The 24,456-nt window shown below is 42.3% G+C and carries 15 protein-coding genes, 4 tRNA genes and 1 pseudogene; 12 read left to right on the top strand and 8 right to left on the bottom strand.

All coding sequences use genetic code 11. The features are described from left to right. Positions 1-63: 63 nt before the first annotated feature. The 7 genes from ilvC (at position 64) to ACGEDC_RS06385 (ending at position 10,009) form a co-directional block, all read left to right on the top strand. Positions 64-1,545: a ketol-acid reductoisomerase gene (ilvC, locus tag ACGEDC_RS06415; protein ID WP_055026150.1), complete on the top strand. Its 1,482-nt coding sequence runs from the start codon at positions 64-66 to the stop codon at positions 1,543-1,545. Between the two features lie 592 nt (positions 1,546-2,137). Then, entirely contained in the window at positions 2,138-3,826 is a 1,689-nt protein-coding gene (ilvG, locus tag ACGEDC_RS06410) for an acetolactate synthase 2 catalytic subunit (RefSeq protein ID WP_119969344.1), read from the top strand. Further along, positions 3,823-4,089: an acetolactate synthase 2 small subunit gene (gene ilvM / locus ACGEDC_RS06405; RefSeq protein WP_080917007.1), complete on the top strand. Its 267-nt coding sequence runs from the start codon at positions 3,823-3,825 to the stop codon at positions 4,087-4,089. Before ilvG ends, ilvM begins: the two co-directional genes overlap by 4 nt. Before the next feature lie 35 nt (positions 4,090-4,124). After that, positions 4,125-5,060, top strand: a complete 936-nt coding sequence (locus tag ACGEDC_RS06400) for a branched-chain amino acid transaminase (RefSeq protein WP_055026147.1) — start codon at positions 4,125-4,127, stop codon at positions 5,058-5,060. Positions 5,061-5,184: 124 nt separating this feature from the next. Then, on the top strand, positions 5,185-7,044 hold the full coding sequence (ilvD, locus tag ACGEDC_RS06395; protein ID WP_055026146.1) for a dihydroxy-acid dehydratase: 1,860 nt from the start codon (positions 5,185-5,187) through the stop codon (positions 7,042-7,044). Between the two features lie 42 nt (positions 7,045-7,086). Continuing rightward, a complete protein-coding gene (gene ilvA / locus ACGEDC_RS06390; RefSeq protein WP_225442117.1) occupies positions 7,087-8,622 on the top strand; it encodes a threonine ammonia-lyase, biosynthetic in 1,536 nt (511 codons plus the stop codon). A gap of 232 nt (positions 8,623-8,854) precedes the next feature. Beyond that, positions 8,855-10,009, top strand: coding sequence for a pyridoxal-phosphate-dependent aminotransferase family protein (locus ACGEDC_RS06385; RefSeq protein ID WP_394497188.1), 1,155 nt, complete (start codon positions 8,855-8,857; stop codon positions 10,007-10,009). A gap of 87 nt (positions 10,010-10,096) precedes the next feature. Here ACGEDC_RS06385 and ubiK read toward each other — a convergent pair whose 3' ends face one another. Beyond that, the gene (gene ubiK, locus ACGEDC_RS06380) at positions 10,097-10,342 is read right to left on the bottom strand and encodes a ubiquinone biosynthesis accessory factor UbiK (RefSeq protein ID WP_394498269.1); all 246 of its coding nucleotides are present in this window, start codon (positions 10,340-10,342) and stop codon (positions 10,097-10,099) included. Between the two features lie 229 nt (positions 10,343-10,571). Between ubiK and rep the strand changes: the two genes are divergently transcribed. Beyond that, positions 10,572-12,584 carry a DNA helicase Rep gene (rep, locus tag ACGEDC_RS06375; protein ID WP_394498267.1) on the top strand — a complete coding sequence of 671 codons (2,013 nt, stop codon included), beginning with the start codon at positions 10,572-10,574 and terminating at the stop codon, positions 12,582-12,584. Between the two features lie 27 nt (positions 12,585-12,611). Here rep and ACGEDC_RS06370 read toward each other — a convergent pair whose 3' ends face one another. Continuing rightward, complete coding sequence (locus ACGEDC_RS06370) at positions 12,612-15,245, bottom strand: sensor domain-containing diguanylate cyclase (RefSeq protein ID WP_394497186.1); 2,634 nt, start codon at positions 15,243-15,245, stop codon at positions 12,612-12,614. A gap of 261 nt (positions 15,246-15,506) precedes the next feature. On the opposite strand from ACGEDC_RS06370, the gene ACGEDC_RS06365 reads away from it, so the two are divergent. The 4 genes from ACGEDC_RS06365 to ACGEDC_RS06350 all read left to right on the top strand — a co-directional run bounded on the left by ACGEDC_RS06365 (position 15,507) and on the right by ACGEDC_RS06350 (position 16,043). Further along, positions 15,507-15,583 (top strand) — tRNA-Arg (locus tag ACGEDC_RS06365). A gap of 38 nt (positions 15,584-15,621) precedes the next feature. Continuing rightward, positions 15,622-15,697, top strand: a tRNA-His gene (locus ACGEDC_RS06360). 30 nt (positions 15,698-15,727) lie between these two features. Further along, a tRNA-Pro gene (locus tag ACGEDC_RS06355) sits at positions 15,728-15,804 on the top strand. A gap of 162 nt (positions 15,805-15,966) precedes the next feature. Continuing rightward, positions 15,967-16,043: transfer RNA gene (locus tag ACGEDC_RS06350), tRNA-Pro, on the top strand. A 124-nt stretch (positions 16,044-16,167) separates the two neighbouring features. Here the strand turns inward: ACGEDC_RS06350 and ACGEDC_RS06345 are convergent. From ACGEDC_RS06345 to ACGEDC_RS06320, 6 genes and pseudogenes are all read right to left on the bottom strand, one after another. Then, entirely contained in the window at positions 16,168-18,090 is a 1,923-nt protein-coding gene (locus ACGEDC_RS06345; protein ID WP_065108844.1) for a bifunctional diguanylate cyclase/phosphodiesterase, read from the bottom strand. A gap of 8 nt (positions 18,091-18,098) precedes the next feature. Beyond that, positions 18,099-18,808 (bottom strand): annotated as a pseudogene (locus ACGEDC_RS06340) (transglutaminase-like cysteine peptidase). A 24-nt stretch (positions 18,809-18,832) separates the two neighbouring features. Continuing rightward, positions 18,833-19,429, bottom strand: a complete 597-nt coding sequence (locus ACGEDC_RS06335) for an OmpA family protein (RefSeq protein ID WP_055026139.1) — start codon at positions 19,427-19,429, stop codon at positions 18,833-18,835. Further along, positions 19,429-20,850, bottom strand: coding sequence for a TolC family outer membrane protein (locus tag ACGEDC_RS06330; protein ID WP_394497183.1), 1,422 nt, complete (start codon positions 20,848-20,850; stop codon positions 19,429-19,431). The genes ACGEDC_RS06335 and ACGEDC_RS06330 overlap by 1 nt, the downstream gene beginning before the upstream one ends. A 25-nt stretch (positions 20,851-20,875) precedes the next feature. Then, entirely contained in the window at positions 20,876-22,258 is a 1,383-nt protein-coding gene (locus tag ACGEDC_RS06325; RefSeq protein ID WP_055026137.1) for an HlyD family type I secretion periplasmic adaptor subunit, read from the bottom strand. Further along, on the bottom strand, positions 22,255-24,432 hold the full coding sequence (locus ACGEDC_RS06320; RefSeq protein WP_394497180.1) for a type I secretion system permease/ATPase: 2,178 nt from the start codon (positions 24,430-24,432) through the stop codon (positions 22,255-22,257). The genes ACGEDC_RS06325 and ACGEDC_RS06320 overlap by 4 nt, the downstream gene beginning before the upstream one ends. Positions 24,433-24,456 lie beyond the last annotated feature (24 nt).

Below are 24,456 nucleotides of genomic sequence, written 5' to 3'. Positions count from 1 at the left end.
TTTGTGCCGTGAGATTGCCAAAATGTTGTGTCTCAAATTTCTGAATTAAAGGTGGTATCTCAGATGGCTAACTATTTTAACTCTCTGAATTTACGTCAACAATTAGCTCAATTAGCTCAATGCCGCTTTATGGACCGTAATGAGTTTAGTGACGGTTGTAATTTTATTAAAGATTGGAACATTGTGATTTTAGGTTGTGGGGCACAGGGCCTGAACCAAGGTCTCAATATGCGTGACTCTGGACTGAATATTTCATTTGCACTTCGCCCACAAGCGATTGCTGAAAAGCGTGCTTCTTGGAAACAAGCTACTGATAACGGTTTTAAAGTCGGTACATTTGAAGAGCTTATTCCTGATGCTGATTTGGTATTAAATCTAACTCCAGATAAACAGCATTCAAATGTTGTTAACGCAGTTATGCCATTAATGAAGCAAGGTTCAACCTTGTCATATTCTCATGGTTTTAACATCGTTGAAGAAGGTATGCAGGTTCGCTCAGATATCACCGTTGTGATGGTAGCGCCTAAGTGTCCTGGTACTGAAGTTCGTGAAGAATACAAACGTGGTTTTGGTGTACCGACATTGATTGCTGTTCACCCTGAGAATGATCCTAAAGGTGATGGCCTTGCCATTGCTAAAGCATATGCAAGTGCAACAGGCGGCGACAGAGCTGGTGTGTTGTTATCTTCATTTGTTGCCGAAGTTAAGTCTGACTTAATGGGCGAGCAAACCATCCTTTGTGGCATGTTGCAGACTGGTGCAATCCTTGGTTACGAGAAAATGGTTGCTGACGGTGTTGAGCCAGGTTACGCGGGTAAGTTAATCCAACAAGGTTGGGAAACTGTAACTGAAGCGCTGAAACATGGCGGCATCACGAACATGATGGATCGTTTATCGAATCCTGCCAAAGTGAAAGCGTTTGAAGTTGCCGAAGAACTAAAAGTGATTCTTAAGCCGTTATTTGAAAAGCACATGGATGACATTATCAGTGGTGAGTTTTCTCGCACCATGATGGAAGACTGGGCTAATGACGATGCAAATTTACTGCGTTGGAGATCTGAAACCAACGAAACAGCATTTGAAAATGCACCGGCATCTGATGAGTATATCGACGAGCAAACTTACTTTGATAAAGGCATTTTCTTAGTTGCTATGATCAAAGCAGGTGTTGAATTAGCGTTCGATACTATGGTCGCTGCGGGCATTATCGAAGAGTCGGCTTACTATGAGTCACTGCATGAAACGCCTCTTATTGCCAACACCATTGCACGTAAACGTTTATATGAAATGAACGTGGTTATTTCTGATACTGCTGAATACGGTTGTTACCTATTTAACCATGCTGCAGTGCCATTATTACGTGACTATGTAGCTGGCATGTCTTCAGAATTGTTAGGAGCTGGTCTAAAAGAAGGCTCAAACAGTGTTGATAACAAGCGTTTGATTGAAGTAAATGAAGCGATTCGTCATACCGATGTTGAGTTCATTGGTGCAGAGTTACGCGGTTACATGACTGACATGAAAGGTATTGTTGAAGCTAGCTAATATTTGTTGATTGTGTTGTGAAATACCTGTTCAGCTAAGCTATCGAGCAGGCATCTATCTACCATTTGCTAAATGCGTAGAAGAAACAATCTATAGAAAATTAGGATGATAAAGACGGATTATGTCCTAATCATCATAGCTTTAGATTTTGTTGTTGTTTGCATTGTCTCGGCAGGGAAGCTGAATTTTTTTACAACACATGATTTTTTGTTGTGTTTATAAATCACTTTATGGTACTCCTATAGAGGATAAATTATAAACAAGTCTGGCATGGAGCCTGACTCAACAAAAATAAACAATTATTTTTTAGGAATCAGTTAACCATGTTTAACCAAGCTGCCCAGCTCATTATTGTGATTATTACCGTCGTGATTATTAAGTCACCGCGGGGGTGGCGTTTGGCAAAGAGACAGAGTTAATCGTCAGAATTTGCAAAACCCCCGCTCCGAAAGGACCGGGGGTTTTTTGTTTTCTAGGGTTTATTTTGTTTCACATAAGCAAGGTTAAATGAGAGCCAATAAGTGGCAATAACGATTTATCAGACGCACTGACCTTAGCTCAGTAAATGCAGATGAAATACGAGACTATCAATATGGAATCAGGACAGACAATGCGCGGCGCCGATGCCGTTATCAAAGTATTAGCGGCACATGGTGTGACGACGATTTTTGGTTACCCTGGTGGGGCAATCATGCCGATTTATGATGCGCTATATGGTCATCCTGTTGAGCATTTACTGAGTCGTCATGAACAAGGCGCGGCCTTTGCGGCTGTAGGTTATGCCAGAGCCAGTGGCAAAACAGGCGTGTGCTTTGCAACATCAGGGCCTGGTGCGACGAACTTGATAACGTCATTGTCGGACGCCTTACTCGATTCCGTCCCTGTGGTTGCGATAACGGGGCAAGTCTCTACCGCTGTAATTGGTACCGATGCTTTTCAAGAAATAGATGTACTCGGGATGTCGCTGTCATGCACCAAACACAGCTTTATGGTGACAGACATTAATGAATTAATTCCTACACTTTATAAAGCGTTTGAAATCGCTGCATCTGGTCGTCCAGGCCCTGTATTGGTTGATATCCCAAAAGATATTCAAATCGCTGAGCTTGAATATAAAACACCTCTACTTTCAGTGGTTGAAGAGCCTGCTCCAGTATTAACTGATATCGAGGCCGCACGAGCACTATTACAACAAGCGAGTAAACCTATCCTTTATGTTGGTGGTGGTGTTGGTATGGCTGGCGCGGTTGATCATTTGCGTCAATTTATCAATGAAACAGGCATACCTTCGGTTGCAACCTTAAAGGGCTTGGGTGCGATTGAACACGGCACCAAAGGCTATTTGGGTATGTTAGGTATGCACGGCGGCAAAGCCGCTAACCTCGCTGTGCAAAACTGTGATTTATTGATAGTGGTCGGTGCGCGCTTTGATGACCGTGTTACCGGACGTTTAGCTACGTTTGCAGGCAACGCCAAGGTGTTGCATCTAGATATTGATATCGCTGAAATCAATAAATTACGCCAAGCGGATGTGGCTATTTCAGCTGACTTTCGTCAAGTATTACCCGCATTGTCTAACTCACTTGAACTTAAATCACATGAGTTAGCACTGTGGCAACAAGAGGTGGAAGAGCTTTATCGTGAGCATCAATGGGATTATCAACATCCTGGCGATTTAATCTATGCGCCAGCAATGTTACGCCGCTTAGCGAATAAATTACCTGAAGACAGTGTTGTGAGCTGTGATGTCGGTCAGCATCAAATGTGGGTAGCTCAGCATATGTGGTTTCGCCGTCCAGAAGATCACTTGTCTAGTGCTGGTCTTGGCACAATGGGGTTTGGCTTGCCTGCAGCAATTGGTGCACAAGTTGCCCGCCCAGATGCAACAGTCGTGACGGTATCGGGTGATGGCTCATTCATGATGAATGTGCAAGAGCTGACAACCATTAAGCGCCGCAAGTTACCTGTGAAAATTTTGCTTATTGATAACCAAAAGTTAGGCATGGTGAAGCAATGGCAGCAATTGTTTTTTGAGCAGCGATACAGCGAAACCGATTTATCTGACAATCCTGATTTTGTGTTAATGGCATCGGCATTTGATATTCCGGGCCGCACCATACATCGTGCAGAAGAAGTAGAAGCAGCACTCGATGAAATGCTTGCTGCACCTGGACCTTTTATGCTGCACGTAGCCATTGATGATGCATTTAACGTCTGGCCTTTAGTGCCGCCAGGAGCGTGCAATAGTGACATGATGGACCAAATGGAGAAGCAAACATGATGCATTCAATAGAGCTGTTGCTATCGCCGCAACCTGAAGTGTTAGAACGAGTATTACGAGTAACTCGTCATCGTGGTTTTACAATCAGTGAACTGAACATGACAGTCACAGAATCGGGTGAGTTTAAGGTTAACTTTACCGTTAATAGTGACAGAGTCATTGAATTATTAACGCATCAATTAGGTAAATTATTTGATGTGATTAATTGCCAAGTGGTTATGCCATCTAAGCCTCAAACGGCTTCTACTTGCGCAACTGCTTAATGCATTTCATCAATATTCGATAGAAGGGAAAGAAAATGGCTGCGACTCAATCAGAACTGATATGGTTTAATGGTGAAATCATGCCTTGGCAAAATGCTACGGTACACGTGATGACACACGCAATGCATTACGGCACGTCTGTCTTTGAAGGCATTCGTATTTACGATACGCACCTTGGCCCAGCAGGATTCCGGTTAACCGATCATGTACAGCGTTTATTTGATTCAGCCAAAATTTATCGCATGAATGTGCCATATGATTTTGAGCAAGTCATGCAAGCATGCAGTGACTCAGTCCTTAAGAATAATCTGCAAAGTGCCTACATTCGTCCGCTTATTTTTATGGGAAATGTCGGAATGGGGATAACACCGCCTAGCGATGCACAATGTGAATTAGTGGTAGCAGCATTTGAGTGGGGAGCGTACCTAGGAGCTGATAGTATGGATGCTGGCGTCGATGTAGCCGTTACCTCATGGCAACGTTTAGCACCAAATACGATTCCGACTGGCGCTAAAGCTGGTGGTAATTACCTATCATCATTACAAATTTCGACAGAAGCTAAACGTAATGGCTTTGATGAAGGTATCGCACTCGATACCAATGGCTTAGTGAGTGAAGGTGCAGGGGCTAATCTTTTTGTTGTTAAAAATAATAAGATTTATACCCCGCCGGCTACCGCTGCTATTTTGAAAGGCATTACCCGCGACACCATCATGGTGTTGGCAAGAGACTTAGGCTACGAGGTTATTGAAGAAGCCATGGCACGAGAGTTTTTATACGTAGCAGATGAAATTTTCATGACAGGAACAGCGGCTGAAATTGTTCCAGTCAGAAGTGTCGATAGAATTGAAGTTGGCTCAGGAAAGCGTGGTGCCGTTACCCAGCAAGTTCAACAGTCTTTCTTTGGTTTGTTTAACGGAGAAACTGAAGATAAATGGGGCTGGTTAGAGCCATTAGTCGCATCAGACTAAGCGATTTAAGCATCGTTAAGCAGTCAATATAAGACTGATATACACAACAATAACTCATAATGAATATTTTTAAGGTTTTACTGATGGCTTCATCCCAGTAAAGCGACACAGGAAGGAAAAGACAATGCCTAAACTACGTTCAGCAACCAGTACCGAAGGTCGTAACATGGCTGGCGCACGTGCACTTTGGCGAGCGACGGGTGTAAAAGAAAAAGACTTCGGTAAACCGATTATTGCGATCTCTAATTCATTTACCCAATTTGTTCCAGGTCATGTGCATTTAAAAGACATGGGGCAGTTAGTTGCTGGCGCGATAGAAGAGGCTGGTGGTATTGCTAAAGAATTCAATACCATCGCAGTTGATGATGGTATCGCAATGGGTCACGGTGGCATGCTTTACAGCTTACCGTCTCGTGAACTAATTGCCGACAGTGTTGAATACATGGTGAATGCCCATTGCGCCGATGCCTTAGTGTGTATTTCTAACTGTGACAAAATCACTCCTGGTATGTTGATGGCGGCATTAAGATTGAATATCCCGGTGATATTTGTATCAGGTGGCCCGATGGAAGCGGGTAAAACTAAGCTTTCAGATCAAATCATCAAGCTTGATTTAGTTGATGCTATGGTTGCAGGTGCTGATACCAATGTCAGTGATGAAGACAGTAAGCAAATTGAGCGTAGTGCTTGTCCTACATGTGGTTCATGTTCAGGCATGTTTACTGCTAACTCTATGAATTGTTTAACCGAAGCCCTCGGCTTATCTTTACCGGGTAATGGTTCTCTTTTAGCAACGCATGCAGCTCGTCGTAATTTATTTTTAGAAGCGGGTCGCCGTATCATGGATCTTGCGACACGCTATTACCGTGACGATGATGACAGCGTATTACCTCGTAATATTGCGTCTTTTAAATCATTTGAAAATGCTATGGCACTCGATATTGCGATGGGCGGTTCATCTAATACCGTTTTACATTTGATTGCAGCGGCTCAAGAAGGTGAAGTGGACTTTACGATGGCCGACATCGATAGAATGTCACGCCTTGTGCCTCATTTATGTAAGGTTGCGCCTTCTACACCTAAATATCATATGGAAGATGTGCATCGTGCGGGTGGTGTAATGGGCATTCTAGGTGAGCTTGATAGAGCTGGCTTACTGCATACGGATGTGCCACATGTTGCTGCTGATAATGGCGGCGATTTAAAGTCTGTTCTAGCAAAGTATGATATTGCCCAAACTCAAGATGAAACGATTCGCCGCTTTTATAGTGCAGGTCCAGCAGGCATTCCAACACAAACTGCATTTAGCCAAGACTGTTATTGGGATAGTGTGGATGATGACCGTCAAGAAGGGTGTATTCGTACTCGTGAAAATGCCTTTAGCCAAGAAGGCGGTTTAGCGGTGTTGTCAGGCAACGTTGCTGAGAATGGCTGTATTGTTAAAACGGCCGGTGTGGATGAAGAAAACCTGACTTTTGTCGGGACGGCACGTATTTATGAAAGCCAAGATGATGCTGTTGACGGCATTTTAGGTGGCGAAGTGGTTGCTGGTGATGTGGTTGTTATCCGCTATGAAGGTCCTAAAGGTGGCCCAGGCATGCAAGAAATGCTGTATCCAACCACATACCTTAAATCTCGAGGTTTAGGTAAAGCCTGTGCATTGATTACTGATGGCCGATTCTCTGGTGGGACGTCAGGATTGTCTATTGGTCATATTTCTCCTGAAGCAGCTGCGGGTGGCACCATTGCCTTGGTTGAGAATGGCGACCAAATAGAAATTGATATTCCTTCACGCTCGATCAAACTCGCGGTTTCTGATGATGTATTAGCGCAGCGTAAAGCAGCGATGGAAGCCAAAGGGCTACAAGCTTGGAAGCCACTAGCTCGCGAGCGTTATGTGTCATTAGCACTCAAAGCTTATGCATTATTGGCAACCAGTGCCGATAAAGGTGCGGTAAGAGATCGCAGCAAGCTAGAAGGCTAGTGTAAACATGAGCGTTAACCTAAAACTGATGGAATGAGGCCTATGTCTTTAGCACAAGAATATTTGCAAAAAACGCTGTTATCATCAGTTTATGATGTGGCCAAAGTAACGCCGTTATCGAGCTTAAATAAACTGTCAGCCAGATTGGGGTGTCAGGTGTACTTAAAGCGTGAAGACATGCAGCCAGTACACTCTTTTAAACTACGTGGCGCGTATAACTGTATGGCGCAACTGACTCCTGAGCAATGTAAGAATGGGGTGGTTTGTGCGTCAGCTGGTAATCATGCGCAAGGTGTGGCGATGTCGGCGGCCAGCCGTGGTATTGATGCCGTGATTGTTATGCCTGGCACCACGCCTGATATTAAAATTGATGCAGTAAAGCGCCTTGGTGGCAATGTGGTGTTGTTTGGTGAAGGGTTTGATCAAGCAAACGAACATGCAAAGCAACTTGCTGAGCGTGAAATGCGCACTTACATTGCCCCATTTGATGATGAACATGTCATTGCAGGTCAAGGCACTGTCGCACAAGAAATGCTACAACAGCAACGTGATATCGATACCGTGTTTGTTCCTGTCGGTGGTGGTGGACTGATTGCTGGCATCGCTGCTTATTATAAAGCTGTGATGCCACAAGTTAAGATTATTGGTGTTGAGCCAGAAGATGCCGCTTGCTTAAAAGCGGCGTTAGATGCAGGCGAGCCAGTGTCTCTATCTCAAGTTGGGCTATTTGCAGATGGGGTTGCAGTTAAACGTATCGGTGAAGAGCCATTTAGAATCGCAAAACATTATGTTGATGATGTGGTTACTGTCACCTCTGATGAAATCTGCGCCGCAGTTAAAGATATTTTTGAAGATACCCGTGCAATTTCAGAACCGGCTGGAGCATTGTCTATTGCAGGATTAAAGAAATACTTGCAACAACACCCTAAAGAGGCTGGTAAAGGTGAGCGGGTAGCCGCCATTTTAAGTGGTGCGAATGTGAACTTTCATAGCTTACGTTATGTGTCTGAACGCTGTGAATTAGGCGAGCAAAAAGAGGCTGTTTTAGCGGTTAAAGTGCCTGAGAAACCAGGGAGCTTTTTACGTTTTTGCCAAATTTTAAATAAACGTGCAATGACCGAGTTTAATTATCGCTTTAGCAGTCGTGACAGTGCGGTGGTATTTGCCGGCATTCGTATAAGCCAAGGTCAAGCTGAATTAGATGAGATTATTGCTAACCTAGAGTCGGAAGACTTTCAGGTGCAAGATTTATCAGAAGATGAAACGGCCAAACTGCATGTGCGTTATATGGTTGGTGGCAGACCACCAGAGCCATTAGATGAGCGTCTATTTAGCTTTGAGTTTCCTGAGCACCCTGGTGCACTGTTGAAGTTTTTGACCACCTTACAAAGCCAATGGAATATCAGTTTATTCCATTATCGCAACCACGGCGCTGCATTTGGGCGTGTGCTAGCTGGGTTTGAAGTCCCATCTTCTGACGAAGCGGCGTTTGCTCGTTTTTTAACAGAGCTCGGTTTTGTTTACCAAGAGGAAACTGATAGCCCTGCTTATCAATTGTTTTTGAACTCTGGTCACTAAATTAAATCGCGAATAAAGGCTTCCTACATAGGAAGCCTTTTAGATAAAAAGGCGATTTCAAGCTAATAAATTTCAATAGGATACAGATTCAATACATAGTCTGTGTTATTGTCATTTCTGCCCAAAGAGGCGAGAAAGCCACAAACGAAATGATATTCGGTGGCGTTAAGTAAAATAAAAAATGTAGGTTTCATTGAGCTATTACAACTGACCTCGAGCCAAGGAGACTTTGATGTTATCTGTACCCACTAATTCTGTATCTGGCATAAATGCCTTTATGCCACCTCGCCGTACCCTTATGGGACCAGGCCCTTCGGATGTGTATCCTGAAGTGTTAGCCGCCCAAGCTAGGCCAACAATAGGCCACTTAGATCCATTGTTTGTTGCGATGATGGATGAGCTGAAATCCTTAATTCAATATGCTTTTCAAACCAATAATGAAATGACTTTAGCTGTTTCTGCACCAGGGAGTGCGGGAATGGAAACGTGTTTTGTTAATTTGGTCGAGCCGGGTGAAAAAGTCATTGTTTGCCGTAATGGTGTGTTCGGTGAGCGCATGCGCCAAAATGTTGAACGTGTAGGTGCTACAGCGGTTGTTGTTGATAATGAATGGGGCGAACCTGTATCTGTTTCAGCAGTAGAAGCTGCGTTAAACGCAAATCCTGACGCTAAGTTTTTGGCTTTTGTTCATGCTGAAACCTCAACCGGTGCTTTATCAGATGCCAAAAGCTTATGTGTTTTGGCTCAACAACATGATTGCATTTCCATTGTTGACGCTGTGACATCACTAGGTGGGGTAGAGCTGCGTGTGGATGAATGGGGCATTGATGCGATTTATTCGGGCAGTCAGAAATGTCTTTCATGTGTTCCTGGTATTTCTCCAGTGTCATTTTCAGCCAAAGCAGTAGAAAAGATTAAAAGTCGCAAGACCCCTGTCCAAAGCTGGTTTTTAGATCAAACCTTAGTGATGGGTTATTGGGGTAATAAAGATACCGGCGCTAAACGCAGTTATCATCATACTGCACCAGTGAATGCCTTATATGCATTACATGAATCACTGCGTTTACTGGCTAATGAAGGCTTGGAAAATGCGTGGAAACGTCATCAGGATATGCATCAAATATTACGTGATGGACTTGAGCAGTTAGGGCTGACTTTCGTCGTGGATGAAACGTGCCGTTTACCGCAATTAAATGCGGTTTATATTCCTGAAGGGGTGGATGATGCTGCAGTGCGTCAGCAGTTACTCAATACTTATAATTTAGAGATTGGTGCTGGACTCGGTGCATTAGCTGGTAAAGCATGGCGTATCGGCTTGATGGGTTTTGGGGCTCGCCGCGAAAACGTAGCCTTATGTCTACGCGCGCTAGATGAAGTGCTTAACTAATCTTAATGCACTCAGTTGAGATAAATTAAGGTTAAAAAATGGCATCCCAAAGGATGCCATTTTTGTTAGATCATTATGTATTAAGCGTCAGCAGACAATTTTTTCTAATTCGTCGACTTGTGCTTGCAGTGCTTCGAGCTTTTCACGAGTTTTTAATAACACGTGCTGTTGTACTTCAAATTCTTCTCGAGAAACCACGTCTAACTTCATCAGTTGGCTTTGAAGCACCTGCTTAGAACGCTCTTCAAATTCGCCAGCGAATTGCTTAACGCCGCTAGGAAGGTTTTCACTTAACTGCTTAGCCACTTCTTCAAGTTTTTTTGGATTAATCATCATCAATTCCATATTAAATTAGGTTTCTAGTCTATGGGGTAATTGTACCTCAGCAACCGGCCATGTCCAAAGTTATCGATTAAGCCTGTGGGTGGGTTCACCTTAGTGGAGTGATACGATCGTCATTGGCTTTTTGATCGCAGCAGACGTTTAAATTTATTGCTTGTCGATCGTGGCTTTCTGGTATGATCGCACTCCGTTTATTTTGGTTATTGGTAAAGTCGTCAGCATGAAGTTAAATCCTGGGCAAAATGATGCCGTTCACTATGTTTCTGGACCTTGTTTAGTATTAGCGGGTGCAGGCAGTGGTAAAACTCGGGTAATTATTAACAAAATTGCATACTTAGTTGAAAAGTGCGGCTATAAAGCACGCAATATTGCTGCGGTGACTTTTACTAATAAAGCGGCACGAGAGATGAAAGAGCGTGTGGCTCAGTCCATGGGACGCAAAGAAGCCAGAGGATTATGGATCTCGACGTTCCATACATTAGGGCTTGAGATCATTAAGCGTGAACATAAAGTGGTTGGTCTAAAGGCTGGCTTTTCATTATTTGATGATCAAGATACCTTTGCGCTGTTAAAAGAGCTGACTGAAGATGAACTTGAAGAAGACAAAGATTTAATTAAAGCGCTAGCCGGAGCGATTTCAAATTGGAAAGGCGATTTAGTCGTCCCTGATGTGGCAATTAAACGAGGTGGAGATGAGCAAACACAATTGTTTGCCAAGCTTTATCAACGTTATGCCCAACATATGAAAGCCTATAATGCGCTTGATTTTGATGATTTGATTTTATTGCCAACGCTTTTATTGCGTCATAACGAAGACGTCAGAACACGCTGGCAAACCCGTATTCAATACTTGCTAGTCGATGAATACCAAGACACAAATACCAGTCAATATGAGCTAGTGAAGCTGTTAGTGGGTGAACGTGCCCGCTTTACCGTGGTAGGGGATGATGATCAATCCATCTATTCATGGCGAGGAGCAAAGCCGCAGAACTTAGTCTTACTGGGTAAAGATTTCCCTAAACTTAAACTGATTAAGTTGGAGCAAAATTACCGCTCAAGTCAGCGGATTTTAAGAGCTGCCAACATTCTCATTGCTAACAACCCCCATGTGTACGATAAAACGCTGTTCAGTGAACTTGCTTATGGTGAGCCACTGCGTGTGTTGTTTGCCGCGAATGAAGAGCAAGAAGCTGAGCGAGTCGTTGCTGAAATTGTTCGTCATAAGTTTGTCGGCAAAACTAAATTTGGTGATTACGCCATATTATATCGAGGAAATCACCAGTCTCGTTTACTCGAACGGGCATTGATGACCAACCGTATTCCTTATAAATTGTCTGGTGGCACATCATTTTTCGCTCGAGCTGAAATTAAAGATATCATGGCATATTTGCGTCTGGTCGTTAATCCAGATGATGATAATGCGTTTTTACGTGTAGTGAACTTACCTAAGCGTGGAATCGGCCCAGCTACCTTAGAGCGCTTAGGCAACTATGCGAACCAAAAACATATTTCGATGTTTGAAGCGATTTTTCAAGCTGAGCTTAATCACCATTTAGCGCCAGCGGCGATGTCATCTTTGTATCAATTCGGAAAATTTATTGTCGATACTGGAGAGATAGCAACTCGTGGTGAGCCGGTAGATGCGATCAAGCAGTTAATTCGTAAAATTAATTACGAAGATTACTTGTACGAAACCAGTACCAGCGCCAAAGCTGCAGAAATGCGGATGAAGAATATTTCTGAGCTTTATCGTTGGGTGACGGAAATGCTGGAAGGTGATGAGCTTGATGAACCGATGACGCTACCTGAGGTGGTAACACGTCTTACGTTGCGAGACATGATGGAACGAAACCAAGAAGATGAAGGCGGTGACCAAGTTCAGTTGATGACGTTACACGCTTCAAAGGGGTTGGAATATCCCTATGTCTTTATGGTAGGTACTGAAGAACGAATTTTGCCTCATCAATCGAGTATTGATGAAGATAATGTCGATGAAGAACGTCGTCTCGCCTATGTAGGAATTACACGTGCGCAAAAAGAGTTGTGGTTTACTATGTGCCGTGAACGTCGTCAGTTTGGTGAGACTATGCGTTGTGAGCCGAGTCGCTTCTTAATGGAGTTACCTCAAGACGATTTGATTTGGGAAAATCGCAAGCCTAAACAAACTGAACAAGAGAAGGTGCAATCTGCTAAAGCGAATATTGCTAACCTAAGAGATATGTTTAAAAAGTAAACGGTAATACCAAGGTTGAGTGCGAGGTTAGCTTACGGCTTCTTTAACGTCATTATGATCTGTTAGTACAATATTAACGATAGAAAAAACGTTACCTTGCCCTTGGCTATAGCCCAGTTTTGATAAACTTTGCTTCTGCTCTGAAGTATTTATACCTTCTGCATACATATCAAACCCCAATGTTTGAGCGATAAGCTGATAGGCTTTAGCTAATTGCAGTTGTTTTTCATTGAGTAAGTGTTGGCTAACATCGGCATCGAGTTTTAACGCTTTAATCGGTAAAAAGCTTAAGCTACTCAGTGAACTATAACCTGTTCCATAACCATTTATCCCAATATTGACACCCATTTCGGTTAAAGACTCAAAGGCACTGATATGGTTAGTGCTGTCTTGCACAAATGACTTCTCATGAAAGAATACCCATAGCTTTGTGGCACAGATACGACTGCGCTTAATGGTGTTCTTTAAGCTGCGAAGGCCGTATTTATGTTTAATGTGCTGACTTGATAGTGGAATATGAAAGTGAATGTTGTCACCTAATCCATTTGCTAAAGCTTGGTAGTGTTGATCAATATATTGAAAAATATAATCGTCTAACATCATCATGCTTTGCGTTTGCTCGGCAAGTGCTTTTAACTGATGGTTATCAATCATCCCTTCGCTAGGATGCTGCCAGTAGCTAACTGGCTCATAGGCTAAAATATGGCTTTGATCGAAAGTGACGATGGGCGTTAGCTCTACTATGATTTCATTGCGCTCTAGGGCGTGTAAAAAGTCTTGCTCCAGCGCGATCCGTTGATTGAAGCTGTATTCGGTTTTCTGGTCAAAAACAACATAACAGCCTTTGCCTTTTGACTTTGCTTGATACATTGCGGTATCGGCATTACGCAATACTGATTCACTGTTATCTGAAGTGTTAACGGAACTGTAAGCCACGCCAATACTGGCACCAGAAATCACTTGCTGTTGAGCTAATGTGTATGGCTCTGCAATAGCTTGCAAGATGCGCTCACATACATCTTCGGCATCTCGGTGCTGGTGGATGGAGTCGAGTAAAATGACAAATTCATCACCGCCCAAGCGAGCTAAAGTGTCATTGTCTCGAATACACATTTTTAGCCGAGTTGATGTTTCAATCAAAAAGCGATCACCTTCAAGGTGACCTAAGGTGTCATTGATTTGCTTGAAGCCATCTAAATCAATAAATAACAGAGAAAACTGCTCGTTTTGATGACGTCGAACATGCTTAATGGCTTGTGATAGCCGCTCCATGAAAAAGCTACGGTTAGGTAAACCGGTTAAATTGTCATGTTTAGCATCGTAAACCAATTGAGCTTCGATTTTTTTACGCTGCATGATTTGACGTTGTAAGTTGTCATTGATCTCAGCAATCGCTTTGGTGCGTTTTTCGACCTTATCCTCAAGTTGCTCATAGCTTCGCTTTAACTGCTCAGCGGCAAGTTTACGCTCAATTGCATTGGCAATATGCTGCGAGACAAAGGTGAGTAGCTCTAAATCTTTAGTGGCAAAGGAGTTTTTGTCGGTCAGACTGTAAATCGTTAATCCACCGGCTATTTCCCCGTGAATGAATAACGGAATACCAATCCATTGCTTCATTGTTTGAGTGTGGTTTAAATCGGGATTACTGCCATAAATCTCACCCGCAGTAATCATCCTTTTAATGTCTTGCTGATTTAACAATAGTGGTTGCTGGTGCTTTAAAATATACTCTGTTAAGCCATCCTTTAACGCCCTTGGTTTAGGCGCTTCGGCGTTCATCTGCGAGACATAAAAAGGAAAAGATAAGGTTTGTGATGGCTTGTGCACTAATGCAATAAAACAGTTGTCAGCAGGCAGTAACTGGCTGATGACTTGATGGATTTGTGGGTAAAATTCGGCTTGAGTCACATCAGATGCGGATAAATCAGCGATTTGAAATAATGACTTTTGCAGTTTCTCTGCTTTAACACGCTCAGTAACTTCAAGTTTTACTTTGTCATACGCTTCGCTGAGTTCTTTAGTGCGTTCAATAATTGCTATTTCAAGCTCTTCATTGTGACGCAGTCGCTCCATAACACCTGAAATATGGTGGCAAATAAAGCCCATTAATTCGAGTTCGAGCTCACCATAGATAATATCGTCGCTGTAGCTTTGAACGACCAATACTCCTGAGACATGGTTATTGTGTTTGATGGGAACGCCGAGCCATTGAAGGCAAGGTGAACCTAAGCCATCAATTTTTCCTTCTTCGACCAATTCATTAAAACGTCGCTCATTACAAAAAAGTGGTTCACCGGTTTTTAGCACATAACCTGTAATGCCACGCTCTAATAATGATGATATTTCTTCATCTGGATATAGCTCTGATGGGTGGGGATCTTTCTCATCAGCAAAAAAAGGTAAGGATATGGTGCCAGTTTGATTATCGAAAGAGGCAATGAAAAAGTTATCGGCATGGATCAAGCTTTGCAGATGACTGTGGACACCTTTATAGAAAGCGTCAAGTGAGATCGCTTGGGTAGCAATATTGGAAATTTCTAATAGCGCATTTTGAATGATTTCTGCGCGCTTATATTTTGTCGCTAAACGTCTAAGCCTCGACACCCTTCTTTGTAGATGTTCGATATTATTAGAGTGATTAGGGAAGGCTCCCTTTTCCATATGACTCCTTCAATCCTTTTATGCTAACTACCCACACTTGAGTATATGAAGCTTGAGCAACAAAGGGAACTATTAGTTAGTCCTTTAGGCTGAAATATGAAAATATCTCTTTTTAGCAGCTAAGTATTAGACGTTTATTTTGAAAATTGCTTAAAAACCTCACAATTTACTCAAAACTTGAGCAAACGAACAAAAAAGTTTTAAACAAAGGTGGACGTGAAGGTGATTTATCCCTATTATGTGCGTCGCTAACCAAGACGAGCGCCCATAGCTCAGCTGGATAGAGCGTACCCCTCCGGAGGGTAAGGCCGAAGGTTCGAATCCTTCTGGGCGCACCATTCGGTAAGGTCGTTTGTTAGCAAGATTGAAATCAGTGGTGATTGTAGCTCAGTTGGTAGAGCCCCGGATTGTGATTCCGGTTGTCGTGGGTTCGAGCCCCATCAGTCACCCCATTCAATCTACATTCTATTTATAGAATATCTCGGTGATTAGCGCAGCCCGGTAGCGCATCTGCTTTGGGAGCAGAGGGTCAGAGGTTCGAATCCTCTATCACCGACCAAATTTTTGTATTCCAATTAGTGATTTATTTTTGATCCTTTCAAATTGGCCTACCGTATTAATTTACAACTTAGTGATTAGCGTTTATTGATTACGTATCACTCACTCTATTAGAGTGGAGCTAAGGCTTGCCTTGTTAGACTCAACATATCAATACAATTTCCGGTGATTAGCGCAGCCCGGTAGCGCATCTGCTTTGGGAGCAGAGGGTCAGAGGTTCGAATCCTCTATCACCGACCAAATAAACAAAAAAGCCACTCTTTGAGTGGCTTTTTTGTGTCTGATATTCAGTCAGCTTAAATCTCATGCGGGCTAAAGTCATAAAAAAACCACTCACTGAGTGGCTTTAATAGCAGTAAACAGCTTAAAAGGTAATTGCGATAGGCGGAGCAATAAACCCTTGGTAAGCATCTAAGCGCATTGAAGTAAATCGCTCGAGCTGCTCTTGCTGTTGTATACCTGTCACGATAACTTGGATATCTAAGCCTTTGGCGACATTTGCTAAGGCGCGACATAGCTCAGTATTATGTTGGTCATCTTCCATGTAGGCAAAAGATTGATCGAGTTTTACATAGCTTGGACGTAGGCTTTGTAAGTAGCTCATTGAGCCAAACTGGCGACCAAAATGGTCAATACCAAACTTGGCGCCATTATCTCTGATAATGTTACACAGATTTTCGCAATTATCTAAGTCGCTATACACACTGGCCTCAGGGATTTCAAAGCAGATCCTTTCAGGGAATGCGGTATTACGCAGTAAACCTTGTAACCATGAATGGAAATGCGGGTCACTGATACTTTGGAATGTGAGGTTAATCGCTAACGGCTCATAATTTCGCTCAAGCAGGCGGTTATCGATCACGGTTTCAATGAGGCATTGATCCATTAAGGTACCTAAAGACAGTAACTCCACATAAGGCATAAATTGACCGGCATGTTGAAGTTTATCGTTAACCATCAACTGACAATATACCTCACGCTGACAGACCTCTTCGTTTTCAGTCAGTAAAACGGGCTGCCATCTAAATTGGAATTTTTTGTTTTTAATGGCATCAGTGAGGTTATCTCGCCATTGTTCGCGGCTAAATAGTTGATGCTCATTGGTCTCAAACCAATGGAATACCTTGTTGTCTTTTAATGACTTTTGCAACGCATTATCAGCCTGAGCCAAAATATCACTGACCGTCATGTGCCCTGTACGTTCAGCCACACCAATTGCGAAACCTTCATTAGGCTTACAGCCTGCTTTAGAAATTTCTTTATTCAAGGTTCTTAGTAAGGTCTGTAAGTACTTAGTGAGTTGATCGTGTTCTACATCCGTTACTAGAAAAGCAAATTCATACGCAGCAATTCGGGCAATGACGGATGGGGATACCTCGTTTAAGTGATGCTCAAGTTTTTGTGATAATAACTTGATGGTTTCATCACGAACTTGATAGCCATACTTACTGTGTACTTCTTCTAGCCAATCAAACTTAGCTAAAAATATTGCGCCACTACTCGGTTCACCTAACCAGCCATTTATTCGACTGACCATGTATTGTCGATTCGGTAAGCCAGATACTTGGTCGACTAAATTCTTTTTACGTAGGGCTGATACTTCTTCATCTAATGAGCTAAAGACTTGTTTTAGCTGTGCAGACATACTATTAAATGCGCCGACTAACTCTTGTAGTTCTTTAGTTTTTGGCGCTGGCATATCAGGGCCAAACTGACGGTTTGCGATCTTTTTAGCATGTTCTGATAGTGCGTGTAATGGCTTGAGAATGTAGCTTAAGCCAAAACGTGCGCAAACGATGGCAAGTAAAAATAGAATTGAAAAAATGATAATTGTATTAGAAATAATGCGCCAAAGCTCATGGTAACCAAAGCCTGGATGGGCGGTAATTTCAATTTTAGCGAGTTGTAACCAGCCAGAAGTGATAACACTTTCTTTAGTGATGGTCGTAAACAAATCTAAGTCGATAAACCATTGAGGCACGCCTTCGATACGAATGGCGTTATTCCAAACTTGTTGTTTACCGTCAACCAGCCAAGTCAATTTGATTTGCTGATAATAACCGCCTTCAAAAATGACATTCACTAAAGTTTCAGCCGCAACGTCATCGCCACTTTCTAAAGCAGGCACCAGCATAATACCAAGAGAGTGACTGGCATTGTTGAGATCTGAATCCATTTGCTTAACGAGAAAGCTTTGGGTTTCTGTAAATTGAACATAACCTAGACTGGTTATAACCAATAAAAATAAACCAAACAGTAACGCATAGATTTGACGAAAAAGGGTCATCTTGGCCACTACTCCATTTTTTGTTTGGGCTGCCGTAACCGGTCTATGCCCAACCTTAATTTTAAATCATTCCATTTTTCAAGACGCGAGGAAGAGCCCGCAAGCACACCTCGTCCTTTCTCTTTATTAAGCCATAATTGCTTACCATTGAAGCTGTAAACAGGCAGCAAATCATTTCTTTTGGTAGCAGGCTTAATCACTGGATCTAAATTATCTAGCACCAATGGGATTGCCCCAGGGGTTTCATAATAAGCTAAGACCATATGGTATTGGTTTACAGATGTTGCTTTAACCATAGTAATGCGTAACTTATCTTCAGCAATACCAACCTGAAGGAGCGTAAAATATTTGGCGATGGAAAAGTCTTCACAGTCGCCTGCATTGACGCCGATAAACTCCATAGGGGAGGCCCAATAATTCGACTCCCCCAGACTTTATTATCATCGACAAATTTAAATAAATTAAAAAAGCTATTCACTTTTTCAAGCTTGGCTATATCGTCAAGATTTTGCGCGTCATTGACGATTTTAAACCAAGCTTTAGCACGCTTTCCGGCGCGTTCACCGTATTGATCTGATAAGGCGCTGATCGTTTTCTGTGCATCGATTGTTGCCGGAGCTGATGCATAAAGCCCCGACACAATGAAAATAGATGCCAATAACGGGTAACGGCAAGCTCGCGTAACACTTTGTAATTGCGAATAACCCTGCTTTGGCAAAAATCAGTTCCTTACATTAAAAGCTTATTGATCAACCGTGTATATATGCCACTTCATATCTGTTCTTTGATCATCGCCTGTAACTTCAGCAATAACACGTCTGTTTGCTTCATTTGCTTCAGGCGTACCACTTAAATCAATTGGCTGATCATAGCTGTAGCCAATTGCCGTTAAACGTGATCTATCGATATTGAAGGTATCAACTAAGACATTCACAACATTATCAGCACGTGCTTGTGAAAGCGTTAAATTGTGCTCATATGTTCCAGTTTTACTGCAATGTCCCTCTATAGTCACAACCGTATTAGGGTATAACTTCATCAAGTCAGCCACTTCTTCTATTTGTTGGTAAAAGCGTGTGTTGATATGATCTGAGTCATTTTCAAATAAAATCTCTAACTCTTGGCGTTCGTTGATTTCGCTAATTGTCGGGCAGCCATAATTATCTATGCCTGCGCCAATGACGGTATCTAAACAGCGCTCACGTGCCACAATAACGCCATCTTTATCGTTATCGTTTAAATCGAATTGCTGCTCAGTTGGGCTGTCTGCGGTGACGATATCACGCATTGAACAGCCCACCGTTAGTGTCATGCTGAGTAGTAAAATGAGGTATTTCATTATTTTACTCCTCCTTCGTAGTCACGTTCGCCTTGCCAAATATCTGGTCGAGTAACACGTAATGAATCTAGTAACTGTCCAGTTGCATTCAATAAGCGATATTTTGCAATCGTTTCATCATATTCTGTTTGTAGATAGTCCTGACGGGCTTGATAAAGTTCGTTTTCAGTATCAAGTAAATCTAACAAGCTACGTTGCCCTAGGTTAAATTGCTGAGCATAAGCAACTTGGGTATCTTTTGAGGCAATAACATGATCACGAATATATTGCTTTTGCGGTGCTAACATTTCATAAGCATTCCATGAAAGGTGCACACCTTCAACGACTTGACGATGAGCACGTTGGCGAATTTCTTTCGCTTCGTTAATTTTGTAGGCAGCTTCCTTTTCTCGTGCGAGATCTTTACCGCCAGAGAATAAGTTGTACTTCACTCGAACCATACCAACCAGATCATTACTGTAACCATTCACATAAGGGTCAAGTGTGGTTCCTGTGCCATAACCATCTTCACCATCAAGGTTATTATTCCAGTTACCGTTTAATTCTAATGAGAATTTTGGATAGTAATTAGATTGTGCTGAACTGCGCTCACTATCGGCGGCTTTGATATCACTACTTGCCGATTTTAAAATTGGGTGGTTGTCTTGGGCCATGATGACACTCTCTGCGATGTTAGCAGGGAGTAAATCTATATCAGGCACAGGAACAACTAGGTTTTCAGGTGCAACTTCAACGATGCGAATATATTGGGCTCTTGCATCAGATAGATTGTTTTTAGCTGACATCAGATTGGCATTTGCACGAGCCAGTCGACCAGAGATTTGCGATAAATCAGCAATCGAACCTAAACCTGAATCAGTACGTTCCTTAATTTGCTCATAAATTTCTTTATGGCTATTTAAGTTTTTCTCTGAAAGCACCAACAGTTGCTCAGCTTTAATGTAATTCATGTACACTTTACTAACTTCGAGTGCGATATCTTCTGCAGCGGCGAATAACGCCCATTGCTCAGAACTCGCTTCAAAAGAGTAACGGTCAACTTCACTACTTGTATAAAAACCATCAAACAGCATTTGTTTGATACTAAATCCTGCTTCACCTCGTTCAAGTTCCATGACGCCTTCATCCAGATTGTCATTTCCTGGCTGTCTTTTACGACGAGTTGAAGGACTGTCAGTTTGTTCCCATCCATAGGCCCCTGTTAAATCTACAGTTGGCATATACCCAGCAATGGCTTGGTTAACTTGTTCTTCGCGTGCTTTAAAACGGTTAAACGCAATACGAAGCTCAGGATTGGTATCCAGAGTGTGTGCAACAGCCTGCTCTAACGATTGTGCGTTAAGCAAAGGCGTTGCAAAAATTGCTGACATTGCCAATGCGAAGATACTTAATTTACTGCATTGGTTAATGTTAATTTTCATGTAAAAAACCCTCCCGGTTTTTTGGCTAATTCTCTCTAAGTGCTGTTTCTTTTGCCCGTAATATCGGGTTCAAAATGTACTCAAGGATAGTTCTTTGCCCGGTAATGACGTCCACTGATGTGAGCATGCCGGGAATAATTGGCATCTTTGTGCCATCGCTTTTTGTTAAATTCGATTCTTCAGTTCTGACACGTATAGTATAGAAGCTATTGCCTTCTTCATCTTGACTGGTGTCTGCACTGATATGTTCAACAGTGCCTTTAAGTCCGCCGTAACGGGTAAAATCATAAGCAGTGACTTTGACGACAGCGGGTAAGCCTGGGTGCAAAAATGCAATATCTTGTGGTGTAATTTTAGTTTCGATTAATAGCTGATCTTCTGAAGGTACGATTTCAATAATCTCTTCTCCGGGTTGAACTACGCCACCTAGAGTATTGATATGTAATGTTTTAATGGTTCCATTTACCGGCGAAGTAATCACAGCTTTATTAATTTTGTCAAAAGCACCAATTTGGGCTTGGTTCATACGAGAAAGCTTAGTTTGCATCTCGTTTAAACTGGCACGTAAATCAGCTGCATAAACGAACACAGCTTCACGTCGTTTTAAAATTGCCTCATCCATCGATGCCTTTAGCTTAGGGCGCAATAAGCGCATTGTTTTTAATTCACCTTGGATGTCGTTGACCGTGCGTTCGAGTTTAAGTAACTCAACTTCGGGTACAATCCCTTTTTGGGCTAATGGTTTCGTTAATTCAAGCTCACGAGAAATAAGCTGGTAACTTTTAGTTAGCGTAGAGATTTTAGACGTCAGCTCTTCTGTTTCTTGTTGGCGCTGTTGTATTTGACGCACCAAAATTTCCAGTTGATTGGTAAGGTTGTCAAGACGGCCTGAGTATTCTGCTTGCTGGTTTTTAACTAAGTCAGGTTCTTGTTCAATAATTTCATCAGAGAACACTAAAGGTTGTTTGGTGATTTTGACTTGTTCTCGCCAGTTAGACGACATATCAGAAATAACGATGCTATCAAGTTCAGTGCGCATGCGTATAACATTGGTTTGTAAGCTATACACTTCTTGTTCTTGTTGGGCAAAGTCTGAACGAAAACGAATATCATCAATTTTAACTAGCGGTTGCCCTTTAGTGACGATCATTCCTTCTTGCACATATATCTCTTGCAGTACACCGCCATCGAGACTATCAATAAGTTGAATTTGAGAGGAGGGGATCACTTTTCCCATTCCAGAAGTCACTTGATCTAACTCAGAAAAATAAGACCAAATAAAGAAACATAAGGTCATGGCTGCCAGTGACCATATGATAAGACTATGGCCACGAGGGGAGTCTGTCATCATGGCGCCATAGACATCATCAACCATCTCTAAGTCGTGATTCGATAATTTATTACTCATGAGGCACGACCTCCTGCAAGTAATCCATTATTGAGTTTTTCTAAAATGCTGTCTTTTGGCCCATCAGCTATAACATGGCCTTTGTCTAAGACAATAATGCGATCCACTAAACGCAATAAATGCATTTTATGGGTAATCAGTAATAGTGTGCGGTCTTTACTGACATGTTCCATTGAACGAATAAATTGTTTTTCTGCTCGTGCATCTAGGCTAGCAGTAGGTTCGTCCATTAATAATACTGGCGGGTCATTGAGTGTCGCTCGAGCAAGAGCCACAGTTTGTCGTTGGCCACGACTGAGCGATAAGCCGCCTTCACCAACTTGTTGATCTAAGCCTTCTGACTCAAGGTTGGTAAACATACTGACCCCAGATAGCTGCACCGCTCGGATCAGTTGATGTTCGGTGACTTGACGGGTCCCAAACAAGATATTGTCTTTAATTGAACCATGAAATAAGGTGACATCTTGCGGTAAGTAGCCAAAGTTACTACGTAAGTCACTTGGATGAATTTGGCCAGCATCTAAACCGTCATAGCGAAGACTGCCTTGAGTCGGTTTATACAAACCTACCAGTAGCTTCGCTAAAGTGCTTTTGCCAGACCCATTTCTACCAATAATAGCGACACGCTCACCGGGATTAATACGCAGTGATAATGGATGCAGCACAGGCTTCTCTGCTTCAGGAAAGCTAAATGCCACGTTATCGGCATCAATTTTACCATTTAAACGTTGCTTACTGATGAGGTGACCTTTATTTTCAAACTCTTCTTCCTGATTCATTACTTCATCAAGTTGGCGCAGAGAGCTTGCTGTTTGATTACCGCGAGTGATTAAGCCTGCAAGTTGTGCCATAGGTGAAATAGCGCGACTTGAGAGCATCACTGCCGCAATAATCCCACCCATTGATATATCATTTTCTGCTACGCGATAAACCCCTAAAATCACGACACAAACAACAGTGAGTTGCACTACAAAATTAGCTACATTGCTAACCGAGTTTGATAGCTTTTTAGATTTAAGCTGCCAGTTAGCCGTATGGCCAATCATTTGTTGCCAGCTTTTTTGTACTAAGCCTTCTGCGCCATTGGCTTTAATTGATTCGAGTGCAGTTAGACTCTCAATTAAATGGCCATGTTTGAGACTAGAAAAACGATTGGTTTCTTCAATTGCCGCTTTTAGTTTTGGCTGAATATATAGAGTGAAACCTATGATGATAATGCCGCCAAGAACAGGGATAACGGCCAAATCGCCGGCGACAATATAAATAATAGTGACAAATAATAGGGCAAAAGGAAGATCGACTAATGTGGTAATCGTTGCTGAGGTGAGAATTTCTCGGATACTGTCAAACTCACTCAATTGGCGCGCCATTCCCCCAACACTAGGTGAGCGTTTCGATAGTGGGATACCAATAGCTTTGGCAAATAATTTCGAGGACACAATGATGTCGACTTTTTTACCGGCCACATCGATAAGGTAGCTACGAAGTTGACGCAGTATCAAGTCAAACAAGTAAGCAATACCTGCACCAATAGCCAGCACCCAAAGTGACTCAAATGCTAAGTTTGGTACGACTTTGTCATACACATTCATGATGAATAATGGTGACACTAAAGCAAACAGGTTGACTAATACTGAAGCGATTAATGCGTCTCGATAAATGGGAGCAGAGTCTTTAATACTTTGAATTAGCCAGTGAGTGCTATTGTCATGGATATGAACATCAAAGCTGTTATCTCCACGAAATTCCTGCTTCACAAGAAATAAATAACCCACATAAAGGGTTTCGAGTTCTTCTACTGTGAGGGTTTCTTGTCCGCCTGTTTCTGGCAATTGAATAGTGACTTGATCCGCATCAATATCAATTTTTCGTAAAATACAGGCTTTTTTATCTTTCAATAATAAAATACAAGGTAGCAAAATATCCGAGATTTGATTTAAATCTTTACGGGTCAATTTTGCAGATAAACCGCCACGAGAAGCGGCTTGTGGCAGTAACTCTGGAGTAATGACAGCACTAGTCAATGGTAAGCCTGCCGCAAGTGAATCACTTGAGCAAGGCGAACCAAAATGTTCAGTCATTAACACAAGACAATCAAGCAGAGGATCGACAGTTGTTCGCTGTGAAGCCGAAATCGTCCACTGTTCTTGTTGGTCAGACGCAGTTGCTGGCACTTATAACTTATCCTTTGTAATTAT

Origin of the sequence: Shewanella sp. ENK2 (assembly GCF_043568515.1) — a bacterium.
In the GTDB taxonomy this organism is placed as follows: domain Bacteria; phylum Pseudomonadota; class Gammaproteobacteria; order Enterobacterales; family Shewanellaceae; genus Shewanella; species Shewanella japonica.
Note: the sequence above shows the minus strand (reverse complement) of the source record. Positions and strands in the feature narration are given on the sequence as shown.